Source organism: Peptacetobacter hiranonis, assembly GCF_008151785.1.
GTDB lineage: Bacteria > Bacillota > Clostridia > Peptostreptococcales > Peptostreptococcaceae > Peptacetobacter > Peptacetobacter hiranonis.
Genome location: NZ_CP036523.1, coordinates 1621677 through 1639695, shown reverse-complemented (window position 1 = coordinate 1639695; position 18019 = coordinate 1621677). Strand labels below are relative to the sequence as shown.

Sequence of the window (18019 nt, the reverse complement as noted above, 5' to 3'; positions counted from 1 at the left end):
TGAATAAGTGAAATTTTTTAATATATTTAAAACTAAAGAAGCTCCTAGTAGAACCAAAGTAGAGCTTATACAAGAAAGAGGAAATGGATTCTATACTTGGAATGGAGTCTTGTATAAATCTGACATAGTAAGAGCTACTATTCGTCCCATCGTGAAGGCAGTAGGAAAAATGACACCAAAGCATATTAGAAGTCAGGATGGAAATTTGGTAATAAATCCAGAACCATACATGAGATTTTTAATCGAAGAACCTAATCCATTGATGTCTTCTCAGGTATTTCTTGAAAAGATGGTTAGTCAGTTCTTGTTAAACGGAAATGCATTTGCAGTTATAACTTCAGATGAGTATGGCCTACCAAATCAGATTTATCCAGTTGAGGCTAATGGAGTAGAAGCTGAATATGATAATGGAGTCTTGAAATTAGTCTTTCATTTGCCTAATGGAAATAAGGTCAAGTATCCGTATGACAGAATAATACATCTTAGAACTGACTTCAATGGTAATGATATATTTGGTACATCACCAAAGGATGCTTTGAAATCTCTAATGGAAGTTATAAACACAACAGACCAAGGTGTTGTAAAAGCTATTAAAAATAGTAACGTCATAAAATGGCTTTTAAAATTCAAACAAGTCTTAAAAGAAGAGGATATAGAAAAACAGACTCAGAAGTTTGTGGACTCATATCTTAATATAGACAAGAATAACGGAGGAGCAGCAGCAACCGACCCTAAGTATGATGTTGAACAGGTCAAAAATGAATCGTATGTCCCAAATGCATTACAGATGACTAATGCAAAAATGAGACTATACGATTTTTTTAATGTCAATGAAAATATCGTACAGAGTAAATACTCAGAAGATGAGTGGAATGCTTTTTATGAGTCAGTATTAGAGCCTATAGCAATTCAGTTATCAAATGAATTTACAAGAAAGCTATTTACCAGACGTGAAAGAGGCTTTGGAAATAGGATAGTATTTGAATCTGTATCACTTCAGTATGCAAGTATGCAAACAAAATTGAACTTGCAAGCAATGGTAGATAGAGGAGCTATGACTCCAAATGAATGGAGAGAAGTTCTGAACTTAACACCAATAGAAGGCGGAGATAAACCTATTAGAAGGTTAGATACCGCAACTATAGATACTACTGTAGAAGGAGGTGATGGAGATGAATAAAGTTGACAATCTTAAAGATTTTCTGAGTGTAAAAAATATAACCAATAATAAAGCAGTACTGTATTTTTATGGAGATATCGTGAGTAGTTGGTGGGGTGCATGGGATGATACAGACCAGTATCCAGAATCGGTTAAAAACTTTTTAAATGGATGTGAAGATAAGGATCTAGAAATACATATAAACTCTGGTGGTGGTTCGGTCTTTGCTGGCATAACTATTTACAATATGTTAAAGAACTTCAAAGGTCATAAGACTGTATATGTAGATGGACTTGCAGCAAGCATAGCATCCGTTATAGCTTTAGCTGGTGATGAGGTGGTAATGAGAACTGGGTCTAGTATGATGATTCATAAACCATCAGTTTATATTTACAATCAGTCTTTAAATGCTGATGAGCTGAAAGGAATGTCTGAAACATTGGACAAACTTCAGGAGTGTATTATGCAGATTTACAGAGAAAATCTGAAAGATAAAAGTAAACTTGAGGAAATCGAAACTATGGTAAATGCTGAAACATGGATGACGAGTGAAGAGGCCATGGACTATTTTGACATCAAAGTGGAAGATATGGAAGCAGTAGCTTGTAAGTCTGATGTTATCGGTAATTTTATCAAAAAACCAAAGTACCTTGAAGATATGGAAAATAAAAAAGCTAATGAGCTTAATAAAGCTACAGCTAAATTGAATTTACTTAAATTGGGAGGTAAGTATGAATCTTAAAGAATATAAAAATAAAAGAAGTACGATGATATTAGAGGCTGAAAACTTAATAGAAGCCAATAAAGTTGAGGAAGCTAATGCAAAAATGGAAGAAATAGCTAACTTAGATGCTAAATTTGAAGAAGAAGGTAAAGCTAATGCTAATTTAAACGCATTAAGAAACAAAACAATAGATGATTTTGTTGACTTTACTGGAAAAGGTAACTCGGTAATAGACTCAACTATAGAAAAATCTAAAAATATAGAAGATGATGCTCTAAATACATTAGATTATAGAAATGCATTTATGAATTATGTTGTAAAAGGTGAAAAAAGCAATGAATTAACAGCCTTAAATGCAACAGGACCATCTAAATCTACAGATGTTGGAATACTTATACCAACTGAAATATCTCAGAAGATAATAAAAAAATTAGAAAATAGCGGAAACATATTAGCTTTAGTTAACAGAACTAATGTACCTGGTGGTATAGAGATACCAGTTGAAAAATTAAAACCAGTTGCAACTTGGGTTGCTGAAGGAGCTGGTTCTGATAAACAGAAAAAAGACTATGGAAAAGTAATATTTGGTTATCACAAGTTAAGATGTGCAGTATCAGTTACTTTAGAGGTTGCAAACTTAACACTAGCTTCATTTGAATCTAACTTAGTTGAAAACATAGCTGATGCTATGATAAAAGCTTTAGAAGAAGCAATAATAAATGGAGATGGTTCTGGAAAACCAAAAGGGATATTAAAAGAAGAAGCAAATGAAGGTCAGGCTCTTGAAGTTACGGCTATAGAGTTAAAAACTCTACTTGATGCAGAAGCGGCAATACCAGAAGAATATGAAGAGACTGCAGAATGGTGTATGTCTAAAAAGACTTTCATGCAGTTCATAGGAATAACTGATAGCAATGGGCAGTTAGTTGCTAGAGTTGACCATGGTATAGATGGAAAAATAACTAGATACTTACTAGGAAGAAGAGTACACATAACTAAGCATGTTGACTCATTCTCAAGTACTTTAGGAGCTACTAAAATATTTGCATTTATATTCAACTTTAAAGACTATACTCTAAATACTGCATTCAATATGGGAATAAGAAAATACATAGATGAAGAAACAGATGATGAAGTAACTAAAACAGCTATGTTAGTTGATGGTAAAGTAACTAATAAAGATTCTCTTGTAATCCTAAAAAAGCGGTAATCCCAAGTATGCTTAAAGTAGAAGTAGAGGCTACTGAAGAAACAGAGTCTACTACGGAAGAAGAAGGTGTAAAAGATGTTAGTAGCACTAGCAGACGTAAAAAAGTATCTAAGAATTGATGCCGATTACACCGAGGAAGATGAATTTATAACAGCTCTTATAGAATCCGCTGAGGAAATGCTAAAAAATCAAACTGGATTGACTAGTATTCAGCTTGAAAGCTCAAGACTATCTGCTATATACGTTTATAAGTATGTAGCAGAGCTCTTTGAGAGCAGAGGTAGTACTGAGCAGGCATCACTAAAAACTCAAAATGTATTAGATAACATCGTTGCACAGCTTGCAATGTGTAATGATTATAGGGTGAAGTGATGAAGATTGGTAAAATGAGGCATTATATAACATTCCAGCGAAAAGAAAATGTTGAGAATGAAATAGGATCTGTAAATAAAGATTGGAAAGATTATAAGAGTACTTGGGCTGAAAAGATTAGATTGAGAAATAATACTGTTGAATCTTTAGGAAAAGAAGGTATTGAGGAGACTTACAGATTTAAAGTCAGATACAGAGAAGATATTACTGAAGATATGAGAATAGTTTACAAAAATGTAGTATATAGAATAGCACATGTAAACAATATAGATGAGCTAGATATGTACGAAACGCATATAGATGTAAAAGTACTGAAAGAAGGTAATTACGATGAGTAGTGGAACTGATTTCAAATGCGATGGATTGGATGATTTTACAGAAAAAATGTATTACAAAATATGTAAAGAATATCCAGAAAAAGCAGATAAACTTGTAGATAAAAGCTTAGGAGAATGTAAAGCAGAGGTAATAGCTAGAACTCCATGGGCTGAAAAGAAAAATAAAAAATATAAAAATAGTAAGCATCTAAGAGATAGTTGGAAAATACAAAAGATGGATAAACCAGGAAAGACTTTTGGAGCATTGAGAAATAATGCTCCACATGCACACTTGATTGAGTATGGCCACGATATAGTCACTCATGGAAAGAAAAAAAGTAGTAGAAAAGTAATAGGTTATGCAGAAGGAGTTCACATGTTGAAGAACACAATGACTCATCAGCAACCTAAGATAGATGCAAGAATAGAAAAATTAGTCGATGAAATATTTGACTTAAAGGAATAGCAAATGAAGTTAGTAGATATAGCAAGAGCTGTTAATGAAAAATTAAAGCCATTGAATATACCAATAGTATCAGATGATATTAGAAGCGGGTTTGAAAGACCTGCTTTTTTTGTGCAGTTAATGGTGATAGCCAATAGCGAATCTTCAACGATGATTGCTATTACAATACATTATTTTCCAACGGATAAAAAGCAGCTAGAACTATTAAAAATGACAGATAAACTCAATGAGATATTTTCTGACTACACTATAAATCTAGCTGGTGAGGATGCAATAAGTATAAGTGAAATAAGCATAGATATGATAGATAACGTACTTCAATACAGAATAGACACAACTATAGATAAAGATATGAATATGTTTGAGGAAAAGGACTATGTGAAGATGCAAATATTAGAAATGGAGGGCGTATAAGTATGGGAATACCAGAATGTCTGATTGAATTTAGAAGAAAAGCTTTAGATATGAGTTGGAGAAGTGCAAGAGGAGTAGTTGCTCTAGTACTTAAAGACACAACTGGAACTGTAAAAGGAAAAACAGTAACATACAAAAGCTTTGATGAAGTAAAAGAAAGTGATTGGACTGAAGATAACTACGATTTTCTAAGACTTACATTCCTTGGAGAACCAAGCAAGGTAATAGTTGAAGTAATAGATGACTTCGCAGCAGGCGATAAAACTCTAGATAAAGGATTAGAAAAATTAGAGTACTTCAAATTTAATTATCTAGCAGTTCCAGAAATACCTAGTGATAGTGTTGCTAAGGTAGAAGCTTGGATTACTAAGATGAGAAAAAAAGGAAGAACTTACAAAGCTGTTCTTACTGGAGTGAAGTCTAAAACAGAAAAAGGTTTAATCAACTTTACTACTAAGGGAATAAAGGTAAAGGATAAAGCTTATTCAACTGAGGCATATACTGCAAGGGTTGCTGGTATACTAGCAGGTCTACCTAGTACACAGTCAATCACATATCATGTGCTAGAAGAGGTTACAGAAATAACTGTACATGAAGATGAAAATGCAGCAGTTGATAATGGAGAATTAATCTTAACTAACGATGGCGAAAAAATAAAATTCGTCAGAGGTGTAACCGCTATGACAGAGGTTGGCCTTGGAGAGATAGAAGATTTTAAAAAGATAAAAATATTAGATACGGCAGACTTAATAAAAGCCGATATTCAGGATACATGGGAGAACTACTATGTTGGAAAAGTAATGAATACTTATCCGAATAAGGTTCTCTTTTTTGGTGCAATAAAAGGCTATTTAGATTCACTTCGGAAACAGGAGCTTTTAGATCCTAATGTGATTAATGAAGCTGATGTGGCATTTGAGGCTCAGAAGAAGTGGATAAAAGGAACTGGTGTAGATGTAACTACAATGACAGAGCAAGAATTAAAAGAATTTAATACTGGCTCTTATGTATTTGGTTACGCAAAATTCAGAATAGCCGACGCAATGGAAGATTTAAAACTAGAACTTTATATGTAAGGAGGATTAGTTTATGGCTGGAAAATATAATGGTTCAAATGTTATAAATGGAACTCATGGGAAACTATGGTGGAATGGATATTTAATAGCTGAGATAGCATCATTTGAAGCTAAGATAACTATAAATAGAGAAGATGTAATCATAGGAATAGACAACGACTCAAACTTGGTATCTCTAACTGGTGAAGGTACTATGAAATTCACAAAAGTATACAGTAGAGGTAAAAAAGCATATCTTGAAGCAATTAAGAGAGGTGAAGACCCAAGAAGCGAACTTATGGGTCAGCTAAAATCTCCTAACGCTATAGCAAAACAGACAGAAACTTGTATATTAAGAAATGTTTGGCTAAATGAATTAACTCTTATGAGCTTTGAAAAAGGTTCAAAAATTGAAGAAGAAACATCATTTGGATTTACACCATCTGATTCAGATATGCCAGATGAAATATTAGCAGCATAATATAAGGAGAGTAAAAATGGCTAGAAATATGGAAGTAATAACTATAGAAGATATATTAAAAAGAAAAGAGTTTTTTAAAAATAAGAAAAAAGAAATTAAAAAGTTATATGTAAAATCAATAGACGCATGTATAGTAGTTGAAAAACCAGATAAAGAGCTACTTTTTGATGTGCAGGAGATGGATGAAGAGTTTGCAGATAGCTATTTAGTATATGAATGTCTAAAAGAACCTAATTTACATTCCCCAGAAGTATTAGAAGCCTTCAAAGATAAGATAAAAGAACCAACAGATATATTATTTGAGATATTTGATACCTTTGAAGTAGCTGATATAGCTAGAAAACTAGTAGCTATGAGTGGATATGATGGAGTAGAAGAAGTTGAAGAACTAAAAAAGTAATAAAAAGAGATGGATTTTTAGAGATGTATGCCCACTATATAAATCGTGGGCATAGATTAGATGAGCTTATCAATATGAGTTATGTTGATAAGCTCTTTTATTTAGCTTCTATGAGAGTAGAAGAAGATAAAAAGATAGAATTTTATAATGCCTTCTTAGGTGGAGGTGAATAAATGGGAAAAAAGTATATTAGTGCAGTAATTTCACTAAAAGATAATATGTCTGGAACTATGAGAGAGATAAGAAGAGAACAGAAACAGTTCCAGAGAGAGTTGAAAAGCACTAGAGATAATCTTAGAAAAACAGCAAAAGAAAAATATACTGCAAGATTAGATGCTACTAAGGCTCATAAAGAGTTAAAAAAGCTTAGAACAAAATTTAAAGATAAAAGGTCTCGGATAGTTAAGGTTGTAGCTAATACACAGTTGGCAAAAGAAAAGCTAGACAAGATAAAAAATACAGCAAAAGCAGTAGGAAGGATGTCAGTCAAGCCAATTGTAGCTCTAAAGGATAAAGCTAGTTCTATGATAGGAGCTATTAAGTCTAAGTTATCTGCATTTAGAGCTCCAATTACTATTGCAGTAACCGCCTTGGTGACATCAGTCAAGTCGGCTATGGATTTAGAAAAGCAACAGATTTCTGTTAGTCATTTCATGGGAGTTAACAACAAGGACAAGAGTGCAGCACAGATAAGCAAAATGAGTGCTAACTACACTAAAGCACTTAGAAAAAATGCTAATGCGACACCATTTACCACAGATGAGGTTATGAAAGCAGGGACAAGAGCATTACAGATAAGTAAGGGCTCTACAAAAGAGGCTATGAAGACTTTGAAATTAGCTGAGGATATGGCAGCTCTTAATCCTGGAAAGACAGTTAGTGATGCAATGGAGGCTCTAGCTGATGCCGATATGGGCGAAATGGAAAGACTAAAAGAGTTTGGCTATAAGGGGTCAAGCACAGATGATCCTAAAAAGACTAGGGAGGAACTTTCTAAATTATATTCTGGTGGTTCAGCTAAATTAGCACAGAGTGGAGCTGGAGCATTCTCTACAATGGTAGGGAACTTACAGACTGGTCTAGCTGAAATGGGTACAGGGATATTACAGAGCTTAGTTCCTGCTATGACGGGAATTACTTCTATGCTACAAGGAGCTTTACCTACATTTACCGCTATAGGAAATGCTATAGGGCAAGGGATAGGTGGAGCTGTTAGCTTTTTAAGTTCACAAATGCCAGTATTACAGCCTATATTCCAGGAAGTTTGGCAGAGTGTAGGAAGTATTATACAGACTGTTGCTCCAGTTATAGGGCAAGCTATAAAAGCATTGTGGCCTGTGTTTAGTGGGTTGTTAAGTGTCGCATCAGTTGCTCTTAATGGAATATCTCAGATTGTATCTGCAGTAGCTCCATACGTTAAAAGTGCAATTAGTGCTATTGCACCATCTCTTAAAAACGTTGGAAGTGTGCTTACTACTGTTGGGAATACTTTTAAAAGAGTATTTACTAGCATAATGAATATAGTTAAAAAAGCCTATAATTTTGTGAAGCCTCTTATAGATGGAATAGGAAACGCATTATCTAGTGTTACTGGATTTATAAGTGGCGGAGTTAGTAGGTTCCTTGGTGGTAATGCTACTGGTACTAAGTATTGGAGCGGTGGATTATCTGTGGTTGGTGAACATGGACCAGAGCTTGTACAGATGCCAAGTGGTTCTAAAGTATTTACTAATAGAGAGAGTAGGGCAATGGTTAATAGAGCTATGCCTACACCAGTAAGTTCTGGAAATGGGCAGAACATAATAAATATAACTATTAATAAATTAGCAGATTCATTCAATATAGCTAACAATATGGATATTAATGATATAGTGGCTCAGTTCGTGGAAATGCTAAGAATAGCATTGCTTAATTTTGCATAGGAAGGATGATGAAATATGGAGTTTTATATTGATGATTTAAGGCTACCAGTACCCATACAAGAGGTATCTGTAAAAACTGGGGCGGATATTAATACTATTTCTTTGGTAAATTCTGGAGAAGTAGGTTTATATGGTGGCGAAAAATTAGATACTCTATCATTCAGTTCCTTTTTCCCTAGCAGATACAGACCATTTTGTCAGTATAATGGATTTCCACAGCCAGAAACTTTTATAAATCATATAGAGTCGGCTAAGAGAGAGAAAAAGCCGATTAGATTTATAATGACGGGAACTGATATAAATAAGCAATTTTTAGTGGAATCCTTTGAGAAAACTTATAAAATAAATGGTCTTGGAGATGTATATTTCTCATTATCTCTTACAGAGTATAAGGAGATAGAAATTCCTCAGATTGCTCCTGCTACTAATAGCTCTAGTACTAAAAAGCCAACTACTACAAAGAGACCTACAGATACTAAAAAGAAAAAGAGCAGCACAACACATATAGTTAAACGTGGAGATACTCTTTGGGGATTAGCTAAGAAGTATTATGGAGATGGTAGTCAATATATGAAAATAGCTAATGCAAATAAGGATAAGGTAAAAAATCCTAATTTAATTGTTGATGGCTGGAAGTTGGTGATTCCGTAAATGAATATAAAGATGGTAATTCAGAAAAAGGACGGAAGCAAGTACGATATCACAAATATTACTGAGAGTGTAACAACTAGCGGAGATATTAAACAGTGTGGAAGAAAATGTGAGTTCAGTACAATAAGATCAGCAGGATTCAATATAGCTAATGGAGATATGGCAAAGTTTTATGATGAGGAAGAGGAAGTATTTAGAGGAACTGTTTTGAGTATAGATAAGAATAGTTCCTCTGATACTTTTAAGTATACAGCTCTTGATGAAGGGTGGAGACTTACAAAGAGTAAAGGCTCTTTCAACTTTACGAATAAGAGAGCTGATGAGATAGCATCAGAAGTATTACAAAAGAATAAGTTTGTAAGAGGTGATATCGTAAAAGGAAAGACTAAGATGTCTAAGGTTTTCGTGAACAAGTCTTTTTACGATATTATCATGACTGCATATACTGAGGAGGCTAAGAGTAGTAAGAAAAAGTATATGTTCGCAATAACTAGACAGAAGGTATATCTGATTGAAAAGGGTGTTACAGTACTTAAGGTAGGCTTTGAGGAAGGAAAGAACCTAATTGATTCTGAGTATTCTATAGATGCTCAGAATATAGTTGATAGAATAGTTATCACTGATTCTAATGGAAATCAGAAAGAAGTAAAGGATAAAAAAGAGTTGATTGACGTTTATGGAGTTATCCAGGAAGTCAAGGAAATGAAGGACGGCGGTCTTAGTAACGATGAGATAAATGAGATATTTAAGGACGTTGATAAGAAGTGTAATCTGAAAGGGATTGGAGATGCAACGTGTGTTACTGGAAATGCTGTTATGGTAAAGGATACTGTAAGTGGCTTAGTAGGTAAGTTTTACATTGATAGTGATACGCATACATATTCTAATAACCATCACGAAATCAGTCTGACTTTGAATTTTGAGAATATCATGGATGAGAAGGCTGAGGATGGTAAAGAGGAGAACGCCGATGGAGCATCTGGTGGTGGAATATTAAATGGTAAAAAGGTTAAAGCTCTATTCACTGCATATTATCCAAGCAACGATAAACTTCAAGGAGGGTTTGTTGCAGCAAACGGAGAGAGACTTAATCCAAGTTCTAATACATGTGCAGCACCTCCATCAATTCCATTTAATACGCAAATACAAGTTTGTGGAACTGGTACAAGCAATGATGGAAAGGTATATCGTGTAAATGATCGTGGAGGAAAGATACAGGTCGTTAATGGAGTTTATCACATAGATTTGCTTTATCCAGACAAGAAAAGTGCTTATGCCTGGGGAAGAAAATATGGAGAAATTATAATTGGAAATGGTACAGGATTTTCTTCTGCTGGAGGTGGAAATAATAGAGCAGTTACATTAGCTAAAAGTCAGCTTGGTAAACCATATAAATGGGGAGCAACGGGTCCTAATTCTTTTGATTGTAGTGGATTAATCTATTGGGTGGCCAAACAGATGGGAAAATCAATTCCACGTACATCTTCAGAACAGAGTAGGTATGGCCAATCTGTAAGTAAAGGTAACTTACAACCTGGTGATTTGGTATTCTTCGGTAAAAGTAAAGTACATCATGTAGGAATGTATGTCGGTGGTGGGCAATACATACACGCACCACAAACTGGAGATGTAGTAAAGATAAGTAGTTTGTCTAGTAGAGGAGATTTCCACAATGCTAGAAGGTTCTTGTAGGAGGTAGTAATGAAAGATAATAACCCAATGTTAGAGTTGGCAGCTCTTATAGAAGGGCTTATAAAAGATGCTAAGGAAGAAGAAGTATTTCTTGGAGAGGTAAAAAGTGGATACCCTAATCTGAAAATTAAGTTTAAAGATATTATTTTAGAAAAAGAAAATCTACTAATATCTTCTCTAGTAAAGGATAGACTTGATAAAAAACCTATGTACAAGAATGATTATAAATATGAAATAAAAACTGGCGATACAGTAGTAATGTTAGCAAGAGGAGATAAATTTGTAATAATCGACAAGGTGGTGAGTATCTAATGTCGAATGAATTATATCCGTTTATTTTATCGGATAGTAAGAAGGAAGCTAGTGATCTTGAAATTTTTAAGGAAATAGCTTGGGATTTTCGTCGAGATAAGCCAATTATAGATGAGAATACTAAGGAATATAAGATAGTTGAAAAAGATGAGGCTTTGAAAGCGTGGATTTATAAGGCTATTAAGATAGCTAGATATAGGTATCCAATTTTTACAAGTGATTATGGAACAGAGCTAGACGAGTTAGTTGGAGATAAGTATACGAAAGGTTATACGGAATCGGAGGCTACTAGATATATTAAAGAGGCTCTGAGTATTAATCCATATATTAAGAATATAAATAAGTTAGATGCATCTTTTGAGAGAGATACTCTTAGTTTATATCTTAATATAGATACTATTTATAATGAGGGGGTGGAGCTAAGTGTCTAGATATGCAACAGAAACAGTTGATGTTATTAGAGATAGGATTTTAGCAAATACAAAGACTGATTTGGCGAAAATTGAAGGCTCTACTACTTACAATAATGCATCTGCTATGGCTACAGATTTGGCACAAGCATATTCGGCATTGGATATGGTGGAGGATCTAGTATTTATTAAAAATACCTTTGGCGAATTTCTTGACGAGAGAATAAATGAATTTGGCCCTAAAAGAAAATTAGGAGAATGTGCTACAGGAGAGGTTTATTTTGAGGGAACTATAGGAGCTACTATAGAAAATGGTACGAAAATAGAATATGCAGGTCTGATTTATACAGTTATAAAAGATGTTACTCTAGTAGCTGACAATGAGCAAAATAGTAGCCCTATACAAGCTGCAGAGATAGGTTTGAAGTATAACTTAAATGCTAATACAGAGTTTAATTTGGTTGAGGCTAATAGCAATATTACTAAGATTTATAACCGAGTTCCATTTAAGGGTGGTACTGAGAGAGAGTCAGATGATGACTTTAGAGAGAGGTTTGATATCTATATGACCGATAAAGCAACATCTGGTAATGAGGCCGACTATGAGCAATGGGCAAGGAGCATTGATGGAGTGAAAGATGCAAAAGCTACTGGTCTTTGGAATGGTCCTAGTACTGTTAAGGTTGTTATCTTTGGAGAAGGTAATACGGCGGTCGATGAGGAAGTTCTGAAAAACTGTAGGGAATATATAATGAGCAAGAAACCAGTTGGAGCTAATCCTACAGTTATAACTCCGACTGCTATGAATATAAACATAACAGCTACTCTTACATTAGCAGCTAATTCTATTTTAGAGAATGTTAAGTCAGACTTCTTGGTAGCTCTTAATGAATATTTCAAGGAAGCAGGCACAAAGATAGCTTATATTAAAGTGCTTGGGTTACTAGCAAATATAGGTGAGGTAGTTAATATAGAAGGCTTGAAGTTAAATGGAGCTACTTCAGATGTAGTAGTAGGAGATGAACAGATAGCAGTTGCGAACTTGGATGGAGTGGTGAGTGATGCTTAAGAAATATAATTGGTTTTATGATAAGAGCAATATTTATTCTAAGTTTCCAAAACTTCTGCAGAATGAAATTGATAAACCTTTCATGGATGCTTTGGATATAGAGATTGATAAGTTGAAGGAAGCATTTACGGATCTTTTTAATCAGTTTTTTGTGAGTACTGCAACATGGGGACTTGAGTTCTGGGAAGATTTGGTGAAGTTAGAAACTAACGAGAAACTTAGCTATGAGACTAGAAGAAGTAATGTTATGGCCGAGATGAGAAGGAGAGATATTACTACAGTTGAGGTTATTAAGAAGGTAGCTGAGGCATATTCGAACGGAGAATGTGATGTGATAGAGGATTTTGAGCATTATATTTTTACTATTAAGTTTATAGGAACAAAAGGTATTCCAGCAGCTCTTGATGAGCTAGACAAAGTAATTAAAAGAATAAAGCCTGCACATTTGGATTATAAGTATGAATATAGCTATCTTACTTGGGATGAGTTCGATTCGTATAATAAGACTTGGAACGAGTGGGATGCTCTTAATCTGACTTGGAACGAATTAGAAGTATATACAGAAAAGAAAGAGGCGGTTAGATAATGCCGAGTGCAAAAACGACACCTAATTTAGGTTTGAATGCCTGGGAAGGTAATGAAACAGTAAGAAGAGAAGATTTTTATAACGATAATCAGAAGGTTGATAAAGCTGTTGGAGATCTAAAGACAGCTATAGAAAACATAGATTTGGCAGATACAAATATATCTATAATAGATGCTAAAAACAAATTTGAAGGAACTACACTAGACAAGGTGCTTGACGAGATAGACGATAAAATCGTTGATACAAACAACAAGGTAGACAACATAGACTTGTCAGCTAACAAAGTGAAATACACAGACACGCATAAGTTAGGAGCTACAGATGTACAGAAAGCGATAGACGCACTAGCTACTAAAGTTAAGGCTTTAGAGACTAAGACACAATCATTAGAACAAGAACTAACAGGACAAGTTGCACGTTTAAGTGGAATTAATACAGAACTTGAGACAGAGATAGGAACACCGACAGTATAGGAGGTAGGATATGGAAAATCTTAAAAACACAATAACTAAAACAGAAACTTTATTAAATAATGTAAAGTTAGCTAAGGACAAAATAAATGAAACTGTGGTACGGGGGGGGGCATCACTTCTAAAAGTTTAAATGAGATACCTGATAATATTAAAAGTATGTTAGGACAGTATAGTAAACTAGCAATATTAAAATTTAACCCAGAAATTTCGTATTCTTTTAAAAGCTATACTAGCAATATAATTACAATAAATACGAATTTAGAATTTATACCTAAATATGCATTTGTAAAAATACGCAAAGGTGGAGAATTTGGACCTAATCCATCTACAGGTTGGATTACATCGACTGAACCTACTAATTTAGCAACAATTCACATAATGCAAAATACTTGGAAGTTTTCAAAAGAAAAAGTAGAATTTGACATAAACAGTTCATACAGCGGCAACTTTTCGATTGTCGAAATTTTTTTAATTGGTTAGGAGTGAAAAAATGGAAAACTTACAAAATACAATAACTAAAACAGATACTTTAAAAAATAACTTAAAAACAGTAACAAACCAAATTAAACAAAGCATAGTACGGGGGGGGGGTGCGATATTAAAAGTTTAGCCGAAACTCCAAAACGGATTACGGAAATGTTGGGACAATATAAAAAGATAGCAATATTAAAAGGAGTTAATGCAGAATTTGTTTTTTATGATTCTAATATGCCAAAAGTAGATGCAAAAGTAGAAATAGATTTAAGTTCAGTAGAATTTGAACCAAAAAACTACATATTTGATTTTGAGGGATATGATACAGATTATGGAGGTTATGGTTATGGAGATGGAAATTTTTTAACAAAAGATACACTAGATATAAATCATAACTTTTTTAGTGTATATTTAGAAAGAAAAAATGTAAAATATGATAAAGTTAAGAAAAAATTAACTCTCTATGGTGAAGCTCGTACTTCGTATGGTTATACAAAGATTATCAATGTAACTTTAATTGGATAGAAAGGAGTAAACAATGGAAGATTTAAAAAGGACAATAGATAATACGAATAAATACAAAAATGATTTAAAACTTGCAAAGAATAAAATAAATGAAAGAATTTTATCGGGGGGGTACAATTGCTGATACCTTAAATGCAGTACCTGACGCAATTGATAAGATGTTAAAAGAGAATTATAAAAAGATAGCAATACTAACTTTAAACAAAGAATTTAAGGGTTTATATACTAGTATTAAAACGCTTTCTTTTAGTTTCAATGTAGATTTTAACCCAAAAGAAGCATTTTTAATATGTCAAGCTAAAAGAGATGATAACAAGCAAGAATATGAAGGATATTTCATAGTAGATTCTAAACATGATTGTAACGCAATGGTATTCTATACAAATCCGTACAGCCAAAGTGTTAAATTTGACAATTTTAAAATAAGTAATGGAAATGAAATAGAGTTTAGCGTGGCTATTAGATATCTTGGAGTAAGCGAAAGTGGGCTAAGATGGAATTTAAAAATAGAAGATGTAATTCTAATAGAATAGAGGTGATAAAGTGGACTTAAAAAATACCATAAACAATACAAACACACAAAAAGAAAATTTAAAAACAGTAGCAAATAATATAGATAACAAGTTAGTAGAGCTTGGTGGAGAACGGGCTACAGATTTAGCAGATGTAGTTAACAAAATGGATACTATGGTTGGACAGTATAAAAAAATAGCAGAAGGAGAATATAATTCGGATTTAAAAGTTAGAGATAATGATAGTCAAGGTACTCTAATTAATAATGAATATTTACAGTTTGAAAAGAAAATTCCACTAAATCTTAATTTTACACCAAAACGAATTATATTCAAATTTGAATATATGAATCATTCAAAAACAATTGAAGAAGGAATGTATGCACCATATGGACTTAGTGTAGATAGCAAACACAATTACAATATTTCTACGTCAGCAGGAATAGGTAATTTAAAATACCCTATTAGAGAAACAAAAGTTTTTGTAAAAAATATAACAAGTAAAGAGGCGACTATTGTTATGACTGCGTATAAAGAACTCAATTATCCAGAGTATTTTTTTATGAAAGCACCAATAAAATGGACAGCGATAGGCTAAAAAAGGAGTGATAAAATGGCAGGATACAAATATATTGGGAAAAGAATTTACTATTTAAAAGTAGACGGACGTGTAATATTAGACACAGGAGAGGCAGAAGGTTGGGTTAATCCAACAACAAGTGAGGACGATTGGATAATCTACTCTGAACTTAGTAAATACAACAAAAGTGAAGTAGATTTTATGGAACTACAGTTTGGTGAATTTAAGACAGAATTTGCAGAGTGTACAAGTTACCATGTCGATGTAGCTAAAAAAGAAATAGTATTCGAATATAGAGAAAAGCCTAATCCTCCAGAAATTCCGCAAACGCCGTCGCTACATGAACGAGTTGAAAAACTTGAATCAAACGAAAAATTTCAAGAGGATATGATAGTAGATAATGCCTATAGAGTGGCGTTGCTTGAGTTGTCAGCTCAGGGAATATCACTTTAATATATAATTTCAAAAGAAGGAGATGGTAATATGCTTTATATTTTATTACAGAGACAGGTTGCAAGAAAATCAAAATTTAAAAAAGCTGAAGCCGAAGAGCTGCAGAACAAATTTGATGTATTCTTTTTAAACGGAAGAATAACTCAGGAAGAGTATGAAACACTAACAAATTCTTTAAAAGAAAAAACTGAAGAAATAGTATAAATAAAAGCTAAGCTACTCTATAGGAGAGAAGGGCATAAATAGATAGAACCAGAGGGTTCTTTTTTTATGCCCTATTTTTAGCTAGAAAGGAGAGAGTGATGGCAAAATTCACAGATATATTTAATGGAATTATAGCTGTTGCTGGAACGTGTGTCACATTCCTATTTGGTGGATGGGACATAGTCTTGAACAGTTTAATAATACTTATGGCTGTTGATTATGCAACTGGACTAATGAAAGGATATGTCAACAAAGACCTATCAAGTTCTACAAGTGCACGAGGGTTATTTAAGAAAATAATGATTCTTTTAATACTAATAGTTGGGGTTGCTCTTGATAGAATGCTTGGAACTGGTGAGCATATGTTTAGAACATTAGTCGCATTCTTCTATATAAGTAATGAATCACTTAGCATAATAGAAAATGCTACTCAGCTTGGAGTTCCAGTTCCACAGCAGATTCAGGACGCATTAGAGCAGTTAAAAAATAATAATGGAAAGGAGGTGAAATAGATTGGAAACATTCAGTATATCAGGAGGACACAATCCAGACGGAAAAGTTGGATGTGGTACTGTAAATAAAAAACTTGATATGTACGAATCTACAGAAGACAGATATATTACAAATAAAGTTATAGAATATCTGAAAAAAGATAATAGAAAGGCATACAATTGTACCGTAAATAACGGAACAAGTCAGGGAGATGTATTAGACAAGTTAGCAGATAAGCATAATGATATAGGAGCTGATTGGGATATATCTATACATTTTAATGATGTGAATCATAAAGACTATGTTGGTGATGGTGCAACTATAGGTACAGAGGTTTGGTATTATTCTGGCTCAAAACATGCAGCTGAAATAAAAGAAAAAGGAAACCTTATATGTAGTAATATATCGAAAATTGGATTTAGAAACAGAGGAGTTAAAGCACATTCTGGATTAAGATTCTTAAAAGAAACACATGGTAAGTCTATGATCATAGAAGTTTGTTTTTGCTGTGATAAAGATGATGTTACTCTATATAAAGCAAATAGAGATAATATTGCAAAAGCAATAGCAGATGCTCTTCAGGGGAAAGTATATAATCCAAAGAAGGAGGTAAAAGACGTGGATAAAATCGTATTATATCATGGGGATGCAGATGTGTTTGCAGCTATTGTTGTAGCTCAGAAGCATAAGTGTCCAATGATGAAGGAATCTGACTTCAAAATAAGTGGTCTGAAAGCTAAAGAAGTTGTTCAGATAGGCGGTAAATCAGAAGATGCTAATAGATTCCAGACATTCAAAAATGCAGCGAAGTTGCTGTAAAATTTAAGAGAACGGAAATACTAATAAAAAATAAAATAATCTAAAGAAAGAAAAATATAATAGTCCAATTAAAAAAATATTATAAAATAGAATAAGAATAAACAACTATGCAGCGGTGCTATAGTGTTTAAATCTAAAAAAATCATAACTATATATTATAACAGTAAGGGGAGAGCAGAGGTGTTCTCCTCTTTTTTATTGGAATTATATATAAAATAGTGATATAATTCTAAATAGACCTAATATA

Annotated in this window: 27 protein-coding genes; all 27 read left to right on the top strand. The window is 33.4% G+C overall.

Going from position 1 to position 18019, the window contains the following annotated elements; genetic code table 11:
* Positions 1-7: 7 nt before the first annotated feature.
* The 27 genes from KGNDJEFE_RS07750 (at position 8) to KGNDJEFE_RS07630 (ending at position 17772) form a co-directional block, all read left to right on the top strand.
* Positions 8-1180, top strand: a complete 1173-nt coding sequence (locus KGNDJEFE_RS07750; protein WP_006439287.1) for a phage portal protein — start codon at positions 8-10, stop codon at positions 1178-1180.
* Positions 1173-1901: a head maturation protease, ClpP-related gene (locus KGNDJEFE_RS07745; RefSeq protein ID WP_050754633.1), complete on the top strand. Its 729-nt coding sequence runs from the start codon at positions 1173-1175 to the stop codon at positions 1899-1901. The genes KGNDJEFE_RS07750 and KGNDJEFE_RS07745 overlap by 8 nt, the downstream gene beginning before the upstream one ends.
* Positions 1891-3093 carry a phage major capsid protein gene (locus KGNDJEFE_RS07740; protein ID WP_006439289.1) on the top strand — a complete coding sequence of 401 codons (1203 nt, stop codon included), beginning with the start codon at positions 1891-1893 and terminating at the stop codon, positions 3091-3093. The genes KGNDJEFE_RS07745 and KGNDJEFE_RS07740 overlap by 11 nt, the downstream gene beginning before the upstream one ends.
* A 75-nt stretch (positions 3094-3168) precedes the next feature.
* Positions 3169-3465: a head-tail connector protein gene (locus KGNDJEFE_RS07735; RefSeq protein ID WP_006439290.1), complete on the top strand. Its 297-nt coding sequence runs from the start codon at positions 3169-3171 to the stop codon at positions 3463-3465.
* Positions 3465-3803, top strand: a complete 339-nt coding sequence (locus tag KGNDJEFE_RS07730) for a phage head closure protein (protein WP_006439291.1) — start codon at positions 3465-3467, stop codon at positions 3801-3803. The genes KGNDJEFE_RS07735 and KGNDJEFE_RS07730 overlap by 1 nt, the downstream gene beginning before the upstream one ends.
* Entirely contained in the window at positions 3796-4248 is a 453-nt protein-coding gene (locus KGNDJEFE_RS07725) for an HK97 gp10 family phage protein (protein WP_006439292.1), read from the top strand. Before KGNDJEFE_RS07730 ends, KGNDJEFE_RS07725 begins: the two co-directional genes overlap by 8 nt.
* 3 nt (positions 4249-4251) lie before the next feature.
* Positions 4252-4662, top strand: a complete 411-nt coding sequence (locus KGNDJEFE_RS07720; protein ID WP_006439293.1) for a phage tail terminator family protein — start codon at positions 4252-4254, stop codon at positions 4660-4662.
* A 2-nt stretch (positions 4663-4664) separates the two neighbouring features.
* Positions 4665-5738, top strand: coding sequence for a phage tail sheath subtilisin-like domain-containing protein (locus tag KGNDJEFE_RS07715; protein ID WP_006439294.1), 1074 nt, complete (start codon positions 4665-4667; stop codon positions 5736-5738).
* 13 nt (positions 5739-5751) lie between these two features.
* Positions 5752-6198 carry a phage tail tube protein gene (locus tag KGNDJEFE_RS07710; RefSeq protein ID WP_006439295.1) on the top strand — a complete coding sequence of 149 codons (447 nt, stop codon included), beginning with the start codon at positions 5752-5754 and terminating at the stop codon, positions 6196-6198.
* 16 nt (positions 6199-6214) lie between these two features.
* Complete coding sequence (locus KGNDJEFE_RS07705) at positions 6215-6598, top strand: phage tail assembly chaperone (protein WP_006439296.1); 384 nt, start codon at positions 6215-6217, stop codon at positions 6596-6598.
* 23 nt (positions 6599-6621) lie between these two features.
* Positions 6622-6771, top strand: a complete 150-nt coding sequence (locus KGNDJEFE_RS11775) for a hypothetical protein (protein WP_006439297.1) — start codon at positions 6622-6624, stop codon at positions 6769-6771.
* Positions 6772-8520, top strand: a complete 1749-nt coding sequence (locus KGNDJEFE_RS07700; RefSeq protein WP_006439298.1) for a hypothetical protein — start codon at positions 6772-6774, stop codon at positions 8518-8520.
* 15 nt (positions 8521-8535) lie between these two features.
* Positions 8536-9171, top strand: coding sequence for a LysM peptidoglycan-binding domain-containing protein (locus KGNDJEFE_RS07695; RefSeq protein ID WP_006439299.1), 636 nt, complete (start codon positions 8536-8538; stop codon positions 9169-9171).
* On the top strand, positions 9172-10863 hold the full coding sequence (locus KGNDJEFE_RS07690; protein WP_006439300.1) for a C40 family peptidase: 1692 nt from the start codon (positions 9172-9174) through the stop codon (positions 10861-10863).
* Between the two features lie 9 nt (positions 10864-10872).
* Complete coding sequence (locus KGNDJEFE_RS07685) at positions 10873-11175, top strand: DUF2577 family protein (RefSeq protein ID WP_006439301.1); 303 nt, start codon at positions 10873-10875, stop codon at positions 11173-11175.
* Entirely contained in the window at positions 11175-11606 is a 432-nt protein-coding gene (locus KGNDJEFE_RS07680) for a DUF2634 domain-containing protein (protein ID WP_006439302.1), read from the top strand. Before KGNDJEFE_RS07685 ends, KGNDJEFE_RS07680 begins: the two co-directional genes overlap by 1 nt.
* Entirely contained in the window at positions 11599-12654 is a 1056-nt protein-coding gene (locus tag KGNDJEFE_RS07675; RefSeq protein WP_006439303.1) for a baseplate J/gp47 family protein, read from the top strand. Before KGNDJEFE_RS07680 ends, KGNDJEFE_RS07675 begins: the two co-directional genes overlap by 8 nt.
* Positions 12647-13240: a putative phage tail protein gene (locus KGNDJEFE_RS07670; protein ID WP_006439304.1), complete on the top strand. Its 594-nt coding sequence runs from the start codon at positions 12647-12649 to the stop codon at positions 13238-13240. Before KGNDJEFE_RS07675 ends, KGNDJEFE_RS07670 begins: the two co-directional genes overlap by 8 nt.
* Entirely contained in the window at positions 13240-13713 is a 474-nt protein-coding gene (locus KGNDJEFE_RS07665) for a hypothetical protein (RefSeq protein WP_006439305.1), read from the top strand. Before KGNDJEFE_RS07670 ends, KGNDJEFE_RS07665 begins: the two co-directional genes overlap by 1 nt.
* A 156-nt stretch (positions 13714-13869) precedes the next feature.
* Positions 13870-14193 (top strand): hypothetical protein, encoded by a 324-nt coding sequence (locus KGNDJEFE_RS07660; protein ID WP_006439307.1) that lies wholly within the window; start codon positions 13870-13872, stop codon positions 14191-14193.
* A gap of 156 nt (positions 14194-14349) precedes the next feature.
* Positions 14350-14712: a hypothetical protein gene (locus KGNDJEFE_RS07655; protein WP_006439308.1), complete on the top strand. Its 363-nt coding sequence runs from the start codon at positions 14350-14352 to the stop codon at positions 14710-14712.
* 158 nt (positions 14713-14870) lie between these two features.
* Positions 14871-15245 (top strand): hypothetical protein, encoded by a 375-nt coding sequence (locus KGNDJEFE_RS07650; RefSeq protein ID WP_148881832.1) that lies wholly within the window; start codon positions 14871-14873, stop codon positions 15243-15245.
* A gap of 10 nt (positions 15246-15255) precedes the next feature.
* A complete protein-coding gene (locus tag KGNDJEFE_RS07645) occupies positions 15256-15822 on the top strand; it encodes a hypothetical protein (RefSeq protein ID WP_006439310.1) in 567 nt (188 codons plus the stop codon).
* A gap of 15 nt (positions 15823-15837) precedes the next feature.
* Complete coding sequence (locus KGNDJEFE_RS07640) at positions 15838-16257, top strand: hypothetical protein (protein ID WP_006439311.1); 420 nt, start codon at positions 15838-15840, stop codon at positions 16255-16257.
* Positions 16258-16287: 30 nt separating this feature from the next.
* Positions 16288-16461, top strand: coding sequence for a hypothetical protein (locus KGNDJEFE_RS11770; RefSeq protein WP_006439312.1), 174 nt, complete (start codon positions 16288-16290; stop codon positions 16459-16461).
* A 98-nt stretch (positions 16462-16559) separates the two neighbouring features.
* Positions 16560-16973, top strand: coding sequence for a phage holin family protein (locus KGNDJEFE_RS07635; RefSeq protein ID WP_006439313.1), 414 nt, complete (start codon positions 16560-16562; stop codon positions 16971-16973).
* Between the two features lies 1 nt (position 16974).
* Positions 16975-17772 (top strand): N-acetylmuramoyl-L-alanine amidase, encoded by a 798-nt coding sequence (locus KGNDJEFE_RS07630; RefSeq protein ID WP_006439314.1) that lies wholly within the window; start codon positions 16975-16977, stop codon positions 17770-17772.
* Positions 17773-18019 lie beyond the last annotated feature (247 nt).